Below are 17,181 nucleotides of genomic sequence, written 5' to 3'. Positions count from 1 at the left end.
AGAACTAGCGTGATGTCTCGACTTTCAACACTTCGATTTGGATTGCGTCCACTGTCTGTCCGACCTGAAGGTTCATCATATGGGCCTGAATTTTAGGGTTGTTAACAGTAACGACTACCTCTTTCCCATCTGGACGCAGCAAGGTCACCTCGTTTTTTTTCATATCGATATCTGTGATCTTCGAAGTCACCTTGAGCGCGGAAAACACCTCACCACCCGGAAGGCTGTCAGGTGGGGCGCGGTTGATCCAAGAATCATTGCTAACACTCGGAGCACCGTCAACGCTGGTGTTGAGTACGTAATCGACAGATCGAGTGACGCGGATGTCGACTTTATCGCCAACTTTCAGGTTGCGCATGGCCTTGGCCTGGTCGGTGAGCGGAATGGACACCGGGCGTTTATCAAGGCCTTCAATGGTGACTCGGTAGTTGGCCGGATCGACGGCCAGTACCTGCGTTTCGTAGTGATCATTCGAAGCATCGCTGCTCAACGGTACTTCGTCCGCACGGGCTGAAAAGCTGACGGAGGTCACGAGTGAAGCAAGGGCTAGAGCTTGAAGTGATTTCATAGGCATGCTTCCCATAGGATGGCTGACTGAGCAGCCCGGAGCCCGCTACCCGTGTGCCAAAGCATAGTCACCGATTACAGTTTTGCCCTCAGAAAGACCACCCATTTCCGCAACTCCGGTCTTCATTCGCCGTAATCTTCATTGGATGTTTGGTGATGTACAGAGGGTTTAACACCATAGAAAGCTACCGCCTCGTCGCATTGGAAGCTGTCTTCGACGAAGCCCTTTCCCTGTTCGAAAATGATGCCGCCACTGCTACGTAATGTATGATCACGCCCGTTCGTGGCCTTGGTTCGAAGCGTCCTCTGGATATGATGGAAACGAAGGCAGTCTTCGATCTAATTGGCCGACTGGAGAGGGGAGTTCTCGTGTGAGATTCGATAGGCGACTTGTTGGGCTGCGCAACTAAAGATACTTTGGCTATCGATCCTTCGGGCTTAAGCCCGGCTCGACCCTAAGTCTTCATACATGCCCTATGCGAGTCACTCCACGGCCTGCCATGACTGATTGAAGTAAGCGCATTTCGGCTGCCTCATTTTTCCTCGGCGTTGCCCTGGCGTCCGCTATCCCAGGCTCCAGTGAGCTCGTCTATTCGATCGGCTATTTGAGGCGTCTTTGATAGGACAAGGCAGCGCGTGTTGCCGATAAATTCTTCTATCAGGTACACCGCGTCGCCGACATCCAGTTCGAGCTCCTGCAATGCCTCATCGGGAATTCGAATCGCACCGTCACCATCCCATTCTTCGATAATGATTTTCGTAGGTGGCTTTTTCACGTGTGGTCTCCGTTACTTTGAACCGGCAAGTCGCTCCTGCCTGGAGATTCTCAGTGGCAAGTTTTACAGATCCGGATAATCGTCAAGCCTAAGGCTAGGAGCGCACGCGTCTTGCGGCTTGCTCTGGGGCGTATGTATCACTCCAGCTTTAGCATCCGCGCGCATTTGCTCAAGCTCTTTGTGAAAGGCCTTGTCTTGAACTGTGGGTTTGCTGGTGTACGGTTTGCGCTCTGGTTCAGCTTTGGCTGCATAGGTCGTTACCGCGTCTGGGTCGTGCTGCAGTTTTTCTTGGACTTGCGATTCCAGCATTGCGCGGAGCGCGTCTTTGTCGGGACGGTTCAGCAATTTGTTACTCCTATTCGGAAGCCAGGCACTAACTATTCGATTGGTACATTGAGCAGTTGGTGAGGGCAGGGCCGTATATATTTGTGGTCACATTGCAGATTGGCAGTTGCCCGGATTGCAGGTTAAAAATCCTGGTAAGCCTACCAAGCCATGGCGGCAACCGCCTGTGATGAAAATGATGTCATAGCTACAGTCTTGGATGCAGCTTTCGAGATAACTGAAGTGACCAAACCCTCACCTGCCTTTTTTTTGCATGGAGGCTCAGAGGGCAGCGAGCAGCCGCTCAAGCTGATCTCGCTCCCAGGTGCTCAATAGCTCGACAGGATCAGCTCCGTCGCGCTGCCAGAGTTCAAGTGTACCGACTCGGCCATCAGGCGACCTGCAGTACTCGCAGTAGTCCAGGGTGTCGCAGTCATTGAAAAGCGTGAGCTGCCAGCCATCAATTTCCACAGGCATGAGGCTGTGATAAATCTCGCTCCAGGACTGTGTGGAACTTCGCGTCATGATGCGTTTGCCGAGTGCGACGTCCGTCAGCACTTGGCTGACCTCGAGGGCGGTGAGAGGGGAGGTTGTGTTCAAGTTGTTTTGCCTCCGAGCCATCGCTTGCCCACAGCTAAGCTGTGGCGTGATCTGACATCAATGATAAGGTCGCTTCTAAAGCCAATTAGACCCGGCTAAGCCTTTGGCTTTCGGGCGTCGACGAGGAATGGATATGGCTCTGGCAGTGACGCTATACAACGTTTTTATCGCATCGCCTAGTGATGTCACCTGGGCTCGGGCTCAGATTAGACAGATTGTGCATGCCTGGAATGAGATTCATGCGAAACATCGAAAAGCTGTTCTTTTGCCAGTTGGATGGGAGTCAAGCTCCGCACCTAACATGGGGAAGCCAGCGCAAGAGTTGATCAATGAAAAGCTTCTCATCGAAGCAGATTTGCTGGTGGGGGTTTTCTGGACGAAGTTAGGTACACCAACGGTTGAATATGACAGTGGGACGGTCGAAGAGATAGAGAAGCATATACAAGCCGGTAAACCTACACTTCTCTACTTTTCTGACGAGCCAGTGGCGCTGAGTTCGGTTAATCGGGACGAGTACGACAGGCTCGTAAAGTTTAAAGACGCCTGCAGGACTCGGGGGCAGTACCACACGTTCGACACTCCGGCCCAATTCTCAGATGATTTCAGCCGACATTTGGCAATGCACCTGAATGACCTGACGGGCCAGGGGCTAGTCGCCTCTGAAAGCATTCCGGCAACGCCTTCCATTCCTCAGCTCTCTAGCGAAGCAAAGACTCTTCTCAACGAGGCTGCGAAAGATGCACAAGGGACTGTATTGGTCGTGCGCCACATGGCTGTAAGCGTCCGAGCTACACCGCCTTGCGGCTCAAACTTTAATCCGTTTAAACCACTGGTTCACGCGCTCGCACTCAAATGCCGCTGGATCAAAAACATCTCCATGCCATTCAACCATCGCGTCATGCTCTGGATGATCGGGGTTGGCCATCGCCTCTAGAAAGTCCTCGTAACCAGGCCCGCCACCCACGTCTTCCGGGGGACACGCATTGGCGCCGTCTATGCAATACGGAACCTGAGGACAGGCAATAGCGGGGAGTGTTTTTTCGACCTTGATACGGTGATGCCAACTGTCACCAAAGTCATAGAGATAATTGAATGTCCGCTTTCCGCTAAGTGCCTTGATCAGCGTTTTACGGGCTTCCGGGTTTACCGTCGGGCCCCAACCTTCAGGGTCGGGCATGCCGTAATTCTCACCGGCAATTTCAAACTCATGCAGATGGCTATCACCCCAACCCATCACGACCTGGATGACATGGTGCAGTTTGCCCAAGGTAATGTTTTCAGGCACCGCGAACCGACGCCAGATCGTCGGAGTGATCCACTTCAGCTCAATGTGCAGCAGCAACAGATCGGTGGCGGGTTTGGGTAAACGGACAGTTTTAACCATGGATCAGGCGGCCTCGCAGTGTTCAGTGTGGTTCAAGGAAATGTTCCAGGGCAGCAACTCGCTCACCCGATTGATCGGGTGCTCGGCAATGTGCTCAAGCACGTAGGTCAGATACGCCTGTGGGTTCAATCCGTTTAGCTTGGCAGTACCCACCAGGCTGTAAATCGCAGCCGCTCGTTCTCCGCCGGCATCGGAACCGGCGAACAGGTAATTTTTGCGGCCCAATGCGACGGCGCGCAACGCGCGCTCGGCGGCATTGTTGTCGATTTCGATACGGCCATCATTGCTGTAGCGCGTCAGCGCCTGCCACCGATTGAGGGCATAGAGGATCGCACCGCCCAATGTCGATTTTTTCGACAATTGCGTCAGCGTCTGGTTGAGCCATACGTGTAGTTGCTCCAGCAACGGACTGGCCCGACTTTGTCGAACGGCTTTTCGTTGGTCGGGCGGTTGCCCTCGAATCTCGCTCTCGATGGCATAGAGAGCCGTAATCCGTTGTAGCGCCTCGCCGGCAAGTGGCGAAGCCTGGTCTTTGTAGACATCGTAAAACTTGCGGCGGGCGTGGGCCCAGCAGGCGGCTTCCTCAATAGTGCCCGTGGCATACAACTGAGCAAAACCGGCATAGCCGTCAGCCTGCAAGATCCCGCTGAATCGCTTGAGATGAGCGCGGGGATGTTGCCCCTTGCGATCCGGCGAGTAGGCAAACCATACAGCCGCCGGCGCCGTGTAACCGGCAGGTCGGTCGTCGCGCACGTAAGTCCATAGGCGAGCCGTTTTGGTCTTGCCGTTGCCCGGCGCGAGCACGCCAATCGGCGTGTCGTCGGCATGGACTTTGTGACCGCTCATGACGTGGTGCTCAAGGGCGTTGATCAGTGGTCGCAGCAACTGGCTGCTCTGGCCGACCCAGTCGGCCAGGGTTGAGCGCTCCAGATCCACGCCCTCACGGGCGTAGATCTCGGACTGCCGATACAACGGCAAATGATCGACAAACTTCGAGACCAGCACATGGGCCAGTAGACCAGCGCCGGCAAGGCCTCGGGCAATTGGGCGACTCGGTGCTGACACCTGGGCGATGTGCTCGCAGCATCGGCAAACCCACTTCGGACGGACATGGCGAATGACTTTAAAACGTGCTGGAACGTACTCCAGCACTTCGGACACATCCTCACCCAAATGGCGAAGCGCCTCACCGCAACCAGGGCATTGCGACTCGGGCTGATGCACATGGGGTTCTCGAGGCAGGTGTTCGGGCAGTGGTTTACGGCGCGAAACTGCGCGAGGTGCCGGCTCGACTGGAGGTGTAATTTCGGCTTGGCTGACTTGCAGCTCTTCAAGGCTCAACTGGAGCTGATCGATTATTGCGTCCAGTTGCTCGGAGCTGCGACCGAACTGCGTACGACGCAGCTTGGCGATCATCATTTTCAAGCGCTCAATCTCTGCCCGCTGGGCAGAGACCAGAGCCTTCAAGGCTTGAAGATCGTTAGGCAGGGAGTCGGTCGCGAGCGTCATGACCGAATGTTACTTGGAATTTTTTCAGCGCGGCAAGTCAGACCGCAAGGACGGGTGCTGTACGAATTGGCCTGCGCCAATCAATGCCCTCCAACAGCATCGATAGCTGCGCAGCGGTCAGAGACACGCTGCCGCTGGTTGCTTGTGGCCAGACGAAGCGTCCTTGTTCCAGCCGTTTGCAAAACAGGCACAAGCCGTCGCCATCCCACCACAACAATTTGATCCGGTCACCGCGTCGTCCGCGAAAGGCGAAGATTTGACCGGAGAAGGGATCGGCTTCCAGTTGATTCTGAACCAACGCCGCCAATCCATCGAAGCCACGGCGCATGTCCGTGACGCCGGCGGCGATCCAGATACGGGTTCCAGCAGGTGGGGCAATCATCGCAATAACTGCTGCAAGACGAGTTGCAGAGTCTGCGGATCTGGTGCACCCGTGATACGCAGCTTGGCTTTTCCTACCTCAACGGCGATCTCGGAATAACACTCTGCCGGTGGCTGGATGACTTGCGGCAGATCCATTGGTGCCTCGACCACCTGGACTGGCAAAAGTGTTGCACTCTGACTCACCGGGCCGAATAGCCCTTCTTGATATTGCTGTCGCCAGCGAAATACCAGATTGGCATTGACGTCGTGTTCGCGAGCGATCAACGACACGGAGGCGCCAGGCTGGAAGGTGGCTTCGACGACTTGGCGTTTAAAGCCCAGTGGAAAGTTGGGGCGACGACCGGCTCGACGGGCTGGGGCAACTGTATCCAAGATAGTGTCCACTAAAAAATGGTGTCCACTATCTTGGCCCGTTTGGAGAGCTGTCAGGAGAGGGTGCTGGCCGGACGGTTACCATGGCTGGTACGGACATTCAAACAAATGGTAAAAACCTGACTGAGTCGAGTGAGCGCCGAGAGATTGCGATCTGGGAGGATGCATTGAATCAGCTCGTCCGCTCACAGCTTCTAATCGGGCGTGGAGCAAAAGGTGAGGTGTTCGAGGTGACCGCTTTGGGCTATGAGACTGTGGACTCGTTTTGACGTGAGGAGCGTGGTGAGTGGTGAGGTTGTGTTCAAATCCATCTGCGCTCGATTCATTGCGTGCCCATAGCTAAGCTGCGGTATGATGTGGCGTCAATGGAGGGTCGCCTCTCCGGGCCAATGGGCCCGGCTCATCAATTAGCTAAGCATTTCCCTCACGATGGAAGCCAAGTTTCTCGCATCGTCTATCCCTCTGTGGTAGGTACCCCGCCAGGCCAATCTCATGGCCTCTACTGTTTGCTTCAGTCCCTTCAGCTGATTGTCGTAGAGCCCTTTATGCCATTTCCTGGCATTGAAATGGGGCAAGCCTTCGAGTAGGGAAGGGCACGCAGCAAACCCTGCGTCTCGCTCAAACTGCCTTGCATCCTAGTCACCCCAAGATGCCCAAGCAGCGTTTGGATATCTCGCAACGAACGCTCCTAGCTCTTGGCCAACCTCCGCATAGGTAGCCCTTATGCATCTCCATTACTCGTACTCCGTCTGCGCTCGATAACCTCGTAACGTAGATAGAAGTCTTAATTTTATGGGATTTTGGGCCCGACCACACTGCCACGGGAGAAACGCTATGTTGCAATCATATTTAACAAAATTCGTTCATTACGAAAAATCATTTCTCTTCAACGTTAAAGATTGACCCAAAACCATCCGATTTGATTTTAAGAATCTTAGTTTATGGCGGTGTTTGTGGGTAAAGATGAAAGGGCGTCACGAATATTTCAAGTGGCTCGCGATTTTACATGCTGGCGCGATCGTGAGTACAACGACCAATATCCATGACAGGTTTCCAGGCAGGACGAGAATACTGTCAATCTAAACCTAGATATTGTATCAATCGTGTTCGCCAGCGCCGTAGCTGAAGAGATAGCGCGCTGTCTTTACGATGCTGTCCTCATTACCGTAGGAAATCTGGCTGGGTTTATACCAACGCCAGCCGTACGGGACAGCCTGTTTGAGCGCAAATATCATAAAAGAGTATCCGGAGATTGGAGTTACACCGCCGACGGGAAATTCAGTTGTGACGGATCCGAAAGCACGGTTTATTTTGTCGCGCTCCCAACAGATACGAATGATACAACTGAACAAGTGGGCGTCTACACAGTTGATGACGGTGGAGTAGAGCTTGTATTCGAGTTCATGTGCTACTCGTTCAGCATGCTTGATGCAGTTTGGTTAGCTAACAGTTTGATGGAGGCCGCAGGACGTGAGCCTTTGGATGTTCTGGAAACTACTAGTGAGAGCAGCTCGAGCTGCGTGCCACTGGCGGTACTAAATCACCATGGATTAATTTTAAAGCTAGAACAACCTCTGCAATCCTAGTCAAGGCTATAAACCTTATCGCCCCTCCGGGCTATTGCCCGGCTTACCGTCAAGTTCATGCTAAATGAGAATCGGGAAGGATAACCTGGGCAAACCAGGCCGGTAAGCCTACCTCCAGCCTTTGGAGGTTAGATGGCGAGCTCACCACGATACCGAGGTTGAGCAGCCGATTGAGCTGGTCGCTCGCTGCTTCACGTGGAAGACCGGTAAAAGTTACGAGTTCGGTGCGAGGTAGTGAGCCTTGGATTAACAGCGCTAGGAGCGCCGGCATCGTGTCTGGGCTGACGCCTGTTTCCGCCAATCGCGAGTTTGTTCTGTACGCATGTGTAACGGACTCACGAAGCTGGTGACGACTCAGAGCGGTAGTCAGGATTCCGGAGCCCTATGTCGATAGCCTGGTTTGTTGCACGCCGAACGGTGCTGACGGAGGGTGGGAGATAAAACCCCCGATATTCGGCTCCGGTAGGTTGCAGACCATGTGAACCGGGCCGCACGCCAAGTTCCGGTGGTTGCTTCGGCCAGGAAGCGCTCATCAATTTCCGGTCGGCGTACACAGGATTCTGGTGCCCTATGTCGATAGCTTGGTCTGTTGCACGCCGAACGGTGCTGATGGAGGGTGGGAGATAAAACCCCCGATATTCGATTCGGGTCGGCTGCGGGCCACGTAAACCGGGCGGCACACGAAATTCCGGTGGTTGCTTCGGCCAGGAAGCGCTCAGCGAATTGCGGTCGGCGTACACAGGATTCCGGTGCCCGGGGTCGATTGCACACCGAACGGTGCCAGTGCTGCTGCTGATGGCGGGTGGGAGATAAAACCCCCGATATTCGATTCAGGCCGGCTGCGGGCCACGTAAACCGGGCCGCTCACCAAATTCTGGTGCCCTGTCTCGGTATATGTTGGTTCGTTGCACGTCGAACGGGCCAGGGATGCTGATGATGGACGGTGAGAGATAAAACCCCCGATATTCGTTTCCGGTCGGCTGCAGGCCATGTAAATCGGGCCGCTCACTAAGTTCCGGTGATTGCTTTGGCTAGGAAGCGCTGACCAAATTCCGGTCTGCGTACATAGAATTCCGGTGCCCTATGTCAATTGCCCGCCGAAAGGTTAGGATGATTTCGCTACCTATCGATTCCTCGTCATCTCGGGTCTGATTTACCTAAGCGTCGGGCGATTGGAGATGTCGCTGATTCGGGCCACTTGGCCCGGCTTGGTTGTAGGTTTTTCAGATGGAGGTGAAAGTGCTGTCATCGATCAAGGAATATCAACCAGGGCCCCAAATCCCACCAAGCATTTGGATGACCCTCAGGCTGCCTTCACGCGGTACTAGGCTTCATGACCTAGTTCGCGAAGGTCTGCCTTTCGAATTCCTTGAGCGGATAGCGCGCCTTCTGCAGGTGCAGCCAGGGGTTATTGCCAAGGCTATTTGCATGTCACCCACAACGATGGCCCGTAGGGCGAAAGCAGGGAGGTTCAATACCGTAGAAAGCGACCGCCTGGTTGCATTGGTAACTCTCTTTGACGAAGCCCTTTCCCTCTTCGAAAACAATAAGGCCGCAGCTATCAAATGGATTGCTTTGCCGGTTCGAGGGCTCGGGTCGAAGCTTCCAATCGAGATGCTGGGGACGAGGGTGGAAACGAAAGCCGTATTGGATTTTATCGGTCAACTGGAGGAGGGCGTTCTGGTTTGACGTCACCAAGCAGACTGTTACCGCCTCGAGTGAATTCCATGCCCTCTCCCCGACGTTTTGCTGACCGAACACGTTACCTATAGTTGTAGTGAAATACCTGACAGCCACTGGTATTGTGCACGCCACGTTCGCTGCCATTAAGGGATGGAGGCGAAAATAGAAGCCCTGGAGCCGCGAACCTCCGGGGCTTTGTTTTTGTGATGGCCGGCGACACTTATTGCAGAGCTGGGACTTGCTCAAAACTTGCCTGACTATCCTGTCTGCTGGTGCCGGAGACGCTCTTTAGGTTTGCCGAAATAGTCTGTCTCATCCGAACTTCACTGATTTTAGAAAATGCTCGAGCAGCGTGTGCTCAGAGTCAGTGGGTACCCACGGATGCGGCAGCACTTGGTCGATCTCGCTCGCAGCGTCGGAAGCCAATTGATGACGTCCACTTTCTGTCTGAGGCGGCAGTCCATCGTTCTGCAGTGCTTTGATTTAGTCAGGCCCGAATGGAAGTCTCCAGGTGATTGAGCAGAGTTTTAAAATTAGATTTTCAGAGATCGAAACCACAGTGCCACCGGCACCCGGTCTCTATGAGATCGTAACGGACGAAGGAAAGCTGCTGAAGGTAGGTATCAGTGGCAATCTGCGCAGGCGGCTTGTTCAGCACCGGCAGTCCAAGCAGTCTCGCCTCAAGCTCAAGGAAGGAGGAAATTGGAGCAACCCTAATGACGTCCAGAGCAAGCAGTCGATACTCGCGAAGCACTTGTTTTTTCATTCGCCAACACCTGGCTACGATTTGAAAACTGAATCTGGCAGGCAGTCCTTTTTGGAGCAACGGTGCCATGTGTTAGTAATCGTAACCTCGACCAGGGAAGAGGCTCGCGAGATGGAAAAGCTAAAGGAGCAAAGCGGTGCATACCAGTTCGTGGGCGTTACGCAGGCGCAGAGGCGAGGATGATTCGCGCCCCATCGGGATCACGTCTTCACGTGGCTGATAGACCTACGCAGAGGGCGATTGAGATGTCGCTGGTTCGGGCCCACTGGCCCGGCTTAGTCTTAGGTTTTTCAGATGGGGTGGCCTCGCAGTGTGGTCGAACAATGACAAATTGTTCAGATATGACGAAGCAGTTCCTCAAGCTGACGATGCTCGTCAGGGGATAGAAGCCCGACTGGATCGAAAGCTTTTGCACTGAAGTCATACTTTCTTCCGTCCGGGGAGAAGCAGCTGTCGCAGTAATCTAAGTCACCACAATCTATGAAGAATGTGATCATCCAGCCATCAACATCTATGGTCATCAACCCGCAGTAGATCTCATCCCAATTCGCCTTGGTGATTCTCTGCATTGGGCGTGACGCCATAGAGGCATCGCGCAGTATTTGGTAGACCTCTTGAGCTGTGAGCATTTGTTCAGCCTCGCGGTTTAGGGGCGTCGAATGAGGTGATTTAGCGCATGACGATGTTGGTGCTGACGCCAAATTGACCCAGTGACCGAGATGTCACTGACCCAGTCTTATTCCTCGCGAACCATTGCCTATGCTGGATTTCTGCCTACTGGGGTAGGGCAGTCTTGCGTCGGCACGTGGGTCAATTCGGCGTCAGCGTCTACAGCCTAGGTGCAGTTATGGCGTACCACCGCAAAAAAGCATGGCAGAAATACACGCTTGTAAACGGCTGAGCGGCAGGATCAATTTCTTCAAGTCTCGCGCAAACCTCAACATTCACGGGTACAGGATAAGAATCCTCCGGCATCCAAAATTGGTAAGGCGGAAAGATGGGAAACGGGACGAATGGCGACACCGCGGCAATCCTCGGCAGCGTAAAATAAAGCGCTTGATAGACAGGTGTAGTTCACACTGATTCTAAGTCAACAATCACCGAAGCGAGCACTTAGCTGCCGGTGATAGCTGAACACAAAATTGCGGTAGATCGAGATTCCTAAGATAAGCCATTGATACATAAGGATACCGGTGAACGCTGAAATCAAGCCGGTGAATGGTGGAATTGGATAACAACAGCATGAACATCTATGACATGACCTGTCGTTTAACATAATATACATTACACGTAACAGCGTATTTCAAGATCAGCCTCGTTACACACTGCTTTTGAAGCACTCATGTGAATGTCAGCTAAAGACGGGAATGCTTTGCCGTTTAGAATCTCTAGCGAAATCAATTGGATAGGAATACACCATAAGACCACTATTTAATTGAAGACATCCGTTTCTTAGCGAAAATATGTTCTAAAGCATTGATTGTATTCAAGAATTTTGTCGATGCTTTGCGGCGGTATCGGCACCGCGGCTTATCATTTGAAAACGGAACTGGTTGCGGGAAAAATGGGTAAATTGAGACGTGTTTTCAGGATTTCGCTCCGTCCAACGCAATGCAACGCGATCGATGAAGAAATTTACTCACCAAATTTATTCCTCTTTTAACTGTTAAATAGGTACTGCCGTACATAAGTTCTCAGAAGTAATCGTATAAAAAATGGGACGTAATCGTGTAAATCGAGCCTTTCGCCTAACGTTCACGGATTTGCTTACAGATCACTTGTCCGCCAATCATCAACGCGCTACAGGCTCTGGCGCTGCCTTTGTGACCATCATCGTCCATGATTTTCGTCATGAGCTGCGAATCCAGAAATGTCGCCCTTGATGAGCGTGATCGCGCATCGTATGCGGATTCGCCTATTCGTTTGATTGAAGGAGATTTTTTTGGAACCAGCTCGCTCGTTTACTGCATTAGTTACGCGGCAAGCCCAACCGAAAGCACGTTGCTGTGTGAAATCTGAAGCGTTCAGCGTGGAGTTGGTGCGCAGATTTCAAGGGCTGCCACACGTAAAAAACGCCGCCTAATTTACCTTCAAATCTGACGGTTTGGCGGTGAACGCCTTGCGCTCGAAGGCTGTTGAGCATTCCTCCCACCAAACACCCTGGTAGCTCTCCTCAGTCTGGCCAGATAAAAATCTCAGTAAAATGCCACTCTGGTACCGTTGGTAACCACAGTTTTTGACTTATTAACTACGGTGGCTAACAAGTCAAAAAACAAATTTACGAGTAATTCTGACCCTGCGTGTTAGCCTTGATTTGCTTGGCGCACCTGGGATTTCAAAGCTCCGTAAGCTGCTCCAACTCCGGGATTTGCCGCTTGAAACGGTTACACTTATTATTACTAGCGCTGCTCTGTCAGCCGCGACCTCCAGTTTTTGGCACCGCGCAAAATTAGGTTGGACCAGATCAGAGCGGCCTGACGCCGCGTATCTGAAGAGAGATATGTACTCTTGAAGATGGTCTACCGCCAATGACAACGTAACGACCTCTACGTGGAGTCATTAGCTAGCTCAACTAAACGGCTATTTAGTTGAGTTAAGTCTAGAATGATCTCGATCATATTCTACCGTTGCTTTGTTCATGACCGAGTTAAAGATTGCATCGCGTGGGCTGAGGAACTACCGCACCTACTTAGCAATGGATTTTCCATTGATGTAGATCGTAGCCAGCAAGAGCTGACGCCCGAAGGGCTTGCTAAGGTCAGCGTTGTCGCAGCGGGCAGGCCAAAAGAATACAACGAGTTTCGCTTCCCAGGTACATTCGATGCCATGCCGAGCATGGCCTATCGCCTTACGCTTGTTGCTGCTTTTGGAGGAGCTCCAATCGTCTGCGATACACTATTAATGCGAGTTTTGCGTCCTCAAGTGACCCTGTGAAATTCGAGTGCTTTCACGAGCCCAATTTTCTCCCGATCAGCAACGAGCGGAGTTTCGAAGATAGCTGCCGAGGCATTGACTGACTTGGGAGGTATCGCCGCGCCTTAAGGCTCTCTCCCCTGCCCTCACTGCTGGAGCAAAAGCCTTCAAGTCCTACATCACATTACTCAGAGGCTTCCGCTTCGTCAGCTAGAGATTTACTGAATTGAGCAGCCGAGTAATGACGATGGATAACCACGTTTGATAGTCGACAAATTCTGAGTCGACGTTGCCACCTGCGTTAGACGTTTCGTAGAGTGATCTCCAGTCAAGAATATCCGCTGGGTCGACCTGGGCGTTGTCCCGGAACACTGCTTGTGAAGCAAGTCGATATGCGTATGTATCCAAAAAAACCTCCCCCCTCCCCTTGAGCTTTACCCGAGCGAAATCATAAACATTCTCGGCGATCCAGTGTGGAGACCCGTTGAGTTTTGGAGGTATCGCTAATAGGACACCGACGATAGCCTTTTTTGAATCTGGTCGATCGATTTCGTTGAAGAGATCAATCAATTTTCCGCCTGAGAAGCAATTGACTATCTTGATGCACTGCTCGGCCTGAGCAACGTTCGCCACCGCGACCATCAACATAGTTGAAGGGCTATCCTCGTTACCTGTCGCAGTTAACTGCCGGGCGCTAATCTTTAGTGCGAGCATAAATCTCTCCCAAAATGAACACTATAGATTGTAGCTCTATAGGGCTCAAAAAGGCTTCATCGTTCCTTTTGTGAGTGAAGCAAAATGGAACTGAGGGAAGCGTTCGCTATCGCGTTACGTAACACACGTCTTCGTCGGGGTTTGACCCAAGAAGATTTTGGAATCGTCAGCAGTAGGACATATCTAAGCACTCTTGAGCGAGGCCTTAAAAATGTCACGCTGGAGAAGGCGGCGGAGCTTGCTGGTAGAATGGGGGTACACCCGCTTACCCTCCTTCTTGACAGTTTTTTGCTCCTCGATCCTGATACAGATTTAGACTCATTGCTTGATCAGATCCGACAAGAGTCTACTTCGGTCCAGACCCGCGACAAATAGATTGAGGCTGGTAAAGGAGCTCTCGCAGGAGAATGGAATTTTGACGTAGCTAGCCGAAAAATATACATCTCCATGCTGCAGTCTTTGTCTAATGCTTTCGGCAAAGGCCGAAGCCAGAAGGTGATCCGCCGCGGCAGATATTGAGGTGATGCGTTTCCTGATGATTACAACCGCACAGGTCTCCATAGCTCTAACGGTTACCGCTCGCCGATGCCGAACTCCAAAACATCCTAGAGATTGAAGAGTATTTCAGGGGTAGTGACCGTGGGAAACCACGGTAAAGGGGGGGTATAATAGCCCCTCCCTACCGCCTCGCTCAGAAAAAAGGCCGTCAGCCATGGAAGTTCCACGGTGGAACTTTTCAAAACGAGTGCCTGGTGCGGTCGCAGAGAAACGACGATGACAGATAAGCCAAGTAGCCTCGAAGAGAACCCAGAGCATCTACCCTCCGATCCTGCCGAGATCAAAAAACCCCTCAATGCGCTGGATGCCAAACTGCTGGCAATGCTAAAGCACCCTGAAAAAAGTCTAGAACCAGCCGGTCCGCTAACAGGGTCCGCCCGCCCAAATGGCTGGTTTGACGAGGAAGAGTGAGTACCTTGATCAAAGTTCCACGGTGGAACTTCTGGTCATAAAGTCGTAAGGCGCCGCCATACCATCCGGTCTGCCTTGCGACGCGGCAGGAGCACGGGACGAAAAAACTGTCCCTGCTCCTTTGCAGAGGCTAAATAAACGAGGAAAGGTAAAGGGTACGCTTCGCCCGGGACTCCGTTCGCCGCGACGATGAAGCTATCACGACGAGCCGAGGTCGCGGCCCTTGACCTAAAGTTCCATGGTGGAACTTTTGATGGGAATGATAACGGTAGCTATCAGAAATTCCACGGTGGAACTGTTCAGCACGAGTAAGCAAACGGCATATCACAGCGGTGGCGGCAGACCGCTTTGTCAGAGCTGGCTGTCGTGATGGTGTTCAGTTGAAGAGCTAAAAACGGGGCCAAATGTACCTATTCCTAATTTCTTCGCTTGTTCTTCAATTCGGCCGGCCTGTAGAACATCCTGTTTAGTAGGAAAGTGGCGTAAAAGGAAGTGAGCGTTTTTTCTAACTCGTTCAGGTACTTCTGTGTCGCAAGCAAGTTCCATCAGGAAAGTGTGAGTTTGTACGACGGACCGGGTCCGTTCAAATGGCATCGTCATGTAATCCACCATGAGTGAGATCGTCAGTTAAATTCAAGGAAACCAGAAGCGGTCGCCAAATTTCGCAGGTCTTGATCAAAGTTCCACGGTGGAACTTTATCAAGCTCATCTCGCACCCGTAAGGAGAACATTTCTTGCCCTCAAGGCCATTTTTAGCCCTTAAAGGAAAGATTTATTTTCATTACGGCAAGCTTCATTTTTTGAATTGATGATCCTCGCATAATGGACGGTATGGATAAATTCAGCGGCGGAGCTTCGCTATTATCCCGAGGCTCGTCGATCACGAAGTCATGACTGAGATAACGCCATCGATATTTTGCGAACCTAAGATTCTCCTGGTGCGCATCTGCTCGATGCTTTTCACCATAATGTAACTTGGGGGCAGCTGAAATAGAGGCTACCCTTCGACAGGCACAAAGAGGACTTTATAGTCAATTATAGCGCGATGCCCTCAGCGAGTTTCGCTAGCACCCACTACAGGGTGACCTAATTTGCAGTTAGGCGTTGCTTCACTACAATCCCATTAAACACGCTAAGGTATCCGAAGATGAAAATCAACAGCACTGTCAAAGGTGAGGTCCGAGCCAAACTTATACGTCTGCAGAAGCCGTCCAAATACCATAGCCTTTTCAACGTCGATGGTATCGATGCCTTTGCCAAGCAAGAAATTCCCGCCCCCTAAGTGCTGGGAGTCAGCCTGGTGAGGCCGAATTTCTTGCATGCGAGAAGAACGCCGTCACGAACATGACGATGGCTTCTGTGCTTCTTCAGCTTAATCGATAAGGATTTTAGCGCGAGCAACAATCGCCATCGCCTCGGTAATCCCAGCAGCGTCACCGGTCTCATACGCATCAGCCAAAAAGGCCTCTGCCATTTCCCAGCTATCCAAGTAATCCACTGGGTCAAAAACAGTAATTTTCTCTGTCATGTGATCACCTAGGGAAAAAAATGAACCCGACACCACTCTCTGAAAATGGCAGATGGATTGTTACCTGCCAAGACACTGATGATGGAACTGGCGATCTGATCATACATTTGCCTGACGATCTTCTGGCGGCTATCGGGTTGACCGGCGGTGACAAGCTGAACATGGAAATACACTCTGACGGCACGATAACCCTGACACCAGTTCGTTATCAGCATGATGTTGAAACATTACTCGGCGTATTGGCCGATCTTTACCACGTCTGCGGAATGCTTGACGCCAAGGTTGAGGTGCTGGACCAAATCATGGCTGCGCTAAATGGAGAACCATTGCCACACGAGTCTCTGGGCCCATACGCAGCCCTCGATCCCGATGGAGGGTGTCCAGTCGATGATACTGACTGAATATCGTTGCGCGAAGAGCTGATCGCCTTGGAAATCAAAGGCAATATCGAGATCAAGATGCGCTCGGGTGTCTACATCGCTATTCAACTGCTTGAGATCAGCCTCCGCCGTCAATTGTCGCGCCTGCGCATCTTCGAACTCTTGACGGCTCACGGCCCTTTCTCCGATCAGCTGTCGATAGCGGTCTGCGAGGGAACGGGTTTGTTGAAACGAGGCGCGGGCGCGAGCCACGTCTGCTTCGTACGGCGATGGGTCAATGCGGTACAACGCTTGGCCGGGGGGGCAGTTTTCAATCAGCGCCAACAGACCATGGATTCGACGACAGAAAAGTACGCGCTTGAGATTGAAATCTTTACTTTGATCAGAAGATGCTGGGGACAGATTTCGCGTAGCAGCGCGCAAAAAAGGCGTTTTCGGTAGTCAGCACGCGGGCAGTTCAGAGACTTTTTCAACAGAATCGGCCGATTTCTGCCTTTCGCCACCGGCAGCACTGGGTCGAATAGCGACCTCCACTCATTGTGCCTGCCCCACCTGTGACTTAATCAAGCCGCGAGTGCGAGACATAGTCCATGGGAAACATGTGTCGTCACGGGCTATCGTAATGCAGCATAAAACCCGACTCCCTGTGCAAGATCACAGAGTAGATCCGAACGCTTCCAGAGGTTTGGAGGGAGAAAGCCCGCGCGGCGTTGCACCGCGCAGGCT

22 protein-coding genes and 1 pseudogene are annotated in these 17,181 nt (G+C 52.3%); 11 read left to right on the top strand and 12 right to left on the bottom strand.

Features of this window, described 5'->3' with window-relative positions:
• Positions 1–4: 4 nt before the first annotated feature.
• The 8 genes from CKW19_RS01380 to CKW19_RS29390 all read right to left on the bottom strand — a co-directional run bounded on the left by CKW19_RS01380 (position 5) and on the right by CKW19_RS29390 (position 5,916).
• Positions 5–574 (bottom strand): hypothetical protein, encoded by a 570-nt coding sequence (locus tag CKW19_RS01380; protein ID WP_371856332.1) that lies wholly within the window; start codon positions 572–574, stop codon positions 5–7.
• 526 nt (positions 575–1,100) lie between these two features.
• A complete protein-coding gene (locus CKW19_RS01370; RefSeq protein WP_095056207.1) occupies positions 1,101–1,343 on the bottom strand; it encodes a hypothetical protein in 243 nt (80 codons plus the stop codon).
• Positions 1,344–1,406: 63 nt separating this feature from the next.
• The gene (locus CKW19_RS01365; protein ID WP_095056206.1) at positions 1,407–1,688 is read right to left on the bottom strand and encodes a hypothetical protein; all 282 of its coding nucleotides are present in this window, start codon (positions 1,686–1,688) and stop codon (positions 1,407–1,409) included.
• 261 nt (positions 1,689–1,949) lie between these two features.
• A complete protein-coding gene (locus CKW19_RS01360; protein WP_177408760.1) occupies positions 1,950–2,288 on the bottom strand; it encodes a hypothetical protein in 339 nt (112 codons plus the stop codon).
• A gap of 784 nt (positions 2,289–3,072) precedes the next feature.
• Positions 3,073–3,651 carry a plasmid pRiA4b ORF-3 family protein gene (locus tag CKW19_RS01355; protein WP_095056205.1) on the bottom strand — a complete coding sequence of 193 codons (579 nt, stop codon included), beginning with the start codon at positions 3,649–3,651 and terminating at the stop codon, positions 3,073–3,075.
• Between the two features lie 3 nt (positions 3,652–3,654).
• Complete coding sequence (locus tag CKW19_RS01350) at positions 3,655–5,160, bottom strand: IS66 family transposase (protein WP_095056204.1); 1,506 nt, start codon at positions 5,158–5,160, stop codon at positions 3,655–3,657.
• A 37-nt stretch (positions 5,161–5,197) separates the two neighbouring features.
• Positions 5,198–5,542, bottom strand: a complete 345-nt coding sequence (gene tnpB, locus CKW19_RS01345; RefSeq protein ID WP_095056203.1) for an IS66 family insertion sequence element accessory protein TnpB — start codon at positions 5,540–5,542, stop codon at positions 5,198–5,200.
• The gene (locus tag CKW19_RS29390) at positions 5,539–5,916 is read right to left on the bottom strand and encodes a transposase (RefSeq protein ID WP_160012826.1); all 378 of its coding nucleotides are present in this window, start codon (positions 5,914–5,916) and stop codon (positions 5,539–5,541) included. The genes tnpB and CKW19_RS29390 overlap by 4 nt, the downstream gene beginning before the upstream one ends.
• Before the next feature lie 83 nt (positions 5,917–5,999).
• On the opposite strand from CKW19_RS29390, the gene CKW19_RS01335 reads away from it, so the two are divergent.
• The 4 genes from CKW19_RS01335 to CKW19_RS01315 all read left to right on the top strand — a co-directional run bounded on the left by CKW19_RS01335 (position 6,000) and on the right by CKW19_RS01315 (position 10,134).
• On the top strand, positions 6,000–6,185 hold the full coding sequence (locus CKW19_RS01335; protein ID WP_095056201.1) for a hypothetical protein: 186 nt from the start codon (positions 6,000–6,002) through the stop codon (positions 6,183–6,185).
• Positions 6,186–7,019: 834 nt separating this feature from the next.
• Entirely contained in the window at positions 7,020–7,502 is a 483-nt protein-coding gene (locus CKW19_RS01325; protein ID WP_177408759.1) for a hypothetical protein, read from the top strand.
• A 1,227-nt stretch (positions 7,503–8,729) separates the two neighbouring features.
• Entirely contained in the window at positions 8,730–9,191 is a 462-nt protein-coding gene (locus CKW19_RS01320) for an antitoxin Xre-like helix-turn-helix domain-containing protein (protein ID WP_095056200.1), read from the top strand.
• Between the two features lie 505 nt (positions 9,192–9,696).
• A complete protein-coding gene (locus CKW19_RS01315; RefSeq protein WP_256580281.1) occupies positions 9,697–10,134 on the top strand; it encodes a hypothetical protein in 438 nt (145 codons plus the stop codon).
• 152 nt (positions 10,135–10,286) lie between these two features.
• Here CKW19_RS01315 and CKW19_RS01310 read toward each other — a convergent pair whose 3' ends face one another.
• Positions 10,287–10,580, bottom strand: a complete 294-nt coding sequence (locus tag CKW19_RS01310) for a hypothetical protein (protein WP_095056199.1) — start codon at positions 10,578–10,580, stop codon at positions 10,287–10,289.
• A 1,975-nt stretch (positions 10,581–12,555) separates the two neighbouring features.
• Between CKW19_RS01310 and CKW19_RS28220 the strand changes: the two genes are divergently transcribed.
• On the top strand, positions 12,556–12,885 hold the full coding sequence (locus CKW19_RS28220; protein WP_095152644.1) for a hypothetical protein: 330 nt from the start codon (positions 12,556–12,558) through the stop codon (positions 12,883–12,885).
• Between the two features lie 189 nt (positions 12,886–13,074).
• Here CKW19_RS28220 and CKW19_RS01305 read toward each other — a convergent pair whose 3' ends face one another.
• Positions 13,075–13,578, bottom strand: a complete 504-nt coding sequence (locus CKW19_RS01305; RefSeq protein ID WP_256580280.1) for a hypothetical protein — start codon at positions 13,576–13,578, stop codon at positions 13,075–13,077.
• An 84-nt stretch (positions 13,579–13,662) separates the two neighbouring features.
• Here CKW19_RS01305 and CKW19_RS01300 point away from each other — a divergent pair, with 84 nt between their 5' ends.
• Both CKW19_RS01300 and CKW19_RS01295 read left to right on the top strand, forming a co-directional pair.
• Positions 13,663–13,953 carry a helix-turn-helix domain-containing protein gene (locus CKW19_RS01300; protein ID WP_095056198.1) on the top strand — a complete coding sequence of 97 codons (291 nt, stop codon included), beginning with the start codon at positions 13,663–13,665 and terminating at the stop codon, positions 13,951–13,953.
• Between the two features lie 351 nt (positions 13,954–14,304).
• Entirely contained in the window at positions 14,305–14,547 is a 243-nt protein-coding gene (locus CKW19_RS01295) for a hypothetical protein (protein ID WP_095056197.1), read from the top strand.
• Between the two features lie 351 nt (positions 14,548–14,898).
• Here the strand turns inward: CKW19_RS01295 and CKW19_RS29335 are convergent, their stop codons facing one another.
• The gene (locus CKW19_RS29335; RefSeq protein WP_305883109.1) at positions 14,899–15,141 is read right to left on the bottom strand and encodes a BPSL0761 family protein; all 243 of its coding nucleotides are present in this window, start codon (positions 15,139–15,141) and stop codon (positions 14,899–14,901) included.
• Positions 15,142–15,694: 553 nt separating this feature from the next.
• On the opposite strand from CKW19_RS29335, the gene CKW19_RS28945 reads away from it, so the two are divergent.
• Positions 15,695–15,829 carry a hypothetical protein gene (locus tag CKW19_RS28945; protein ID WP_256580279.1) on the top strand — a complete coding sequence of 45 codons (135 nt, stop codon included), beginning with the start codon at positions 15,695–15,697 and terminating at the stop codon, positions 15,827–15,829.
• Between the two features lie 90 nt (positions 15,830–15,919).
• Here the strand turns inward: CKW19_RS28945 and CKW19_RS28805 are convergent, their stop codons facing one another.
• A complete protein-coding gene (locus CKW19_RS28805; protein ID WP_177408758.1) occupies positions 15,920–16,075 on the bottom strand; it encodes a DNA-binding protein in 156 nt (51 codons plus the stop codon).
• Between the two features lie 20 nt (positions 16,076–16,095).
• Here CKW19_RS28805 and CKW19_RS28800 point away from each other — a divergent pair, with 20 nt between their 5' ends.
• The 3 genes and pseudogenes from CKW19_RS28800 to CKW19_RS28935 all read left to right on the top strand — a co-directional run.
• The gene (locus CKW19_RS28800) at positions 16,096–16,476 is read left to right on the top strand and encodes a hypothetical protein (protein ID WP_177408757.1); all 381 of its coding nucleotides are present in this window, start codon (positions 16,096–16,098) and stop codon (positions 16,474–16,476) included.
• Positions 16,477–16,482: 6 nt separating this feature from the next.
• Positions 16,483–16,896, top strand: coding sequence for a hypothetical protein (locus tag CKW19_RS28940; protein WP_256580278.1), 414 nt, complete (start codon positions 16,483–16,485; stop codon positions 16,894–16,896).
• A gap of 112 nt (positions 16,897–17,008) precedes the next feature.
• A pseudogene (locus CKW19_RS28935) lies at positions 17,009–17,107 on the top strand (integrase); the annotation flags it as partial.
• Positions 17,108–17,181: the final 74 nt, after the last annotated feature.

Source organism: Pseudomonas sp. Irchel s3f7 (assembly GCF_900187615.1).
Taxonomy (GTDB): Bacteria; Pseudomonadota; Gammaproteobacteria; order Pseudomonadales; family Pseudomonadaceae; genus Aquipseudomonas.
Note: the sequence above shows the minus strand (reverse complement) of the source record. Positions and strands in the feature narration are given on the sequence as shown.

Coding starts and splice junctions, on each gene's coding strand:
- CKW19_RS01380 (WP_371856332.1), bottom strand. CDS start 574: ATGCCTATGAAATCACTTCAAGCTCTAGCCCTTGCTTCACTCGTGACC.
- CKW19_RS01360 (WP_177408760.1), bottom strand. CDS start 2,288: ATGGCTCGGAGGCAAAACAACTTGAACACAACCTCCCCTCTCACCGCC.
- CKW19_RS01355 (WP_095056205.1), bottom strand. CDS start 3,651: ATGGTTAAAACTGTCCGTTTACCCAAACCCGCCACCGATCTGTTGCTG.
- CKW19_RS01350 (WP_095056204.1), bottom strand. CDS start 5,160: ATGACGCTCGCGACCGACTCCCTGCCTAACGATCTTCAAGCCTTGAAG.
- tnpB (WP_095056203.1), bottom strand. CDS start 5,542: ATGATTGCCCCACCTGCTGGAACCCGTATCTGGATCGCCGCCGGCGTC.
- CKW19_RS01335 (WP_095056201.1), top strand. CDS start 6,000: ATGGCTGGTACGGACATTCAAACAAATGGTAAAAACCTGACTGAGTCG.
- CKW19_RS01320 (WP_095056200.1), top strand. CDS start 8,730: ATGGAGGTGAAAGTGCTGTCATCGATCAAGGAATATCAACCAGGGCCC.
- CKW19_RS01310 (WP_095056199.1), bottom strand. CDS start 10,580: ATGCTCACAGCTCAAGAGGTCTACCAAATACTGCGCGATGCCTCTATG.
- CKW19_RS28220 (WP_095152644.1), top strand. CDS start 12,556: ATGATCTCGATCATATTCTACCGTTGCTTTGTTCATGACCGAGTTAAA.
- CKW19_RS01305 (WP_256580280.1), bottom strand. CDS start 13,578: ATGCTCGCACTAAAGATTAGCGCCCGGCAGTTAACTGCGACAGGTAAC.
- CKW19_RS01300 (WP_095056198.1), top strand. CDS start 13,663: ATGGAACTGAGGGAAGCGTTCGCTATCGCGTTACGTAACACACGTCTT.
- CKW19_RS29335 (WP_305883109.1), bottom strand. CDS start 15,141: ATGCCATTTGAACGGACCCGGTCCGTCGTACAAACTCACACTTTCCTG.
- CKW19_RS28945 (WP_256580279.1), top strand. CDS start 15,695: ATGAAAATCAACAGCACTGTCAAAGGTGAGGTCCGAGCCAAACTTATA.
- CKW19_RS28805 (WP_177408758.1), bottom strand. CDS start 16,075: ATGACAGAGAAAATTACTGTTTTTGACCCAGTGGATTACTTGGATAGC.
- CKW19_RS28800 (WP_177408757.1), top strand. CDS start 16,096: ATGAACCCGACACCACTCTCTGAAAATGGCAGATGGATTGTTACCTGC.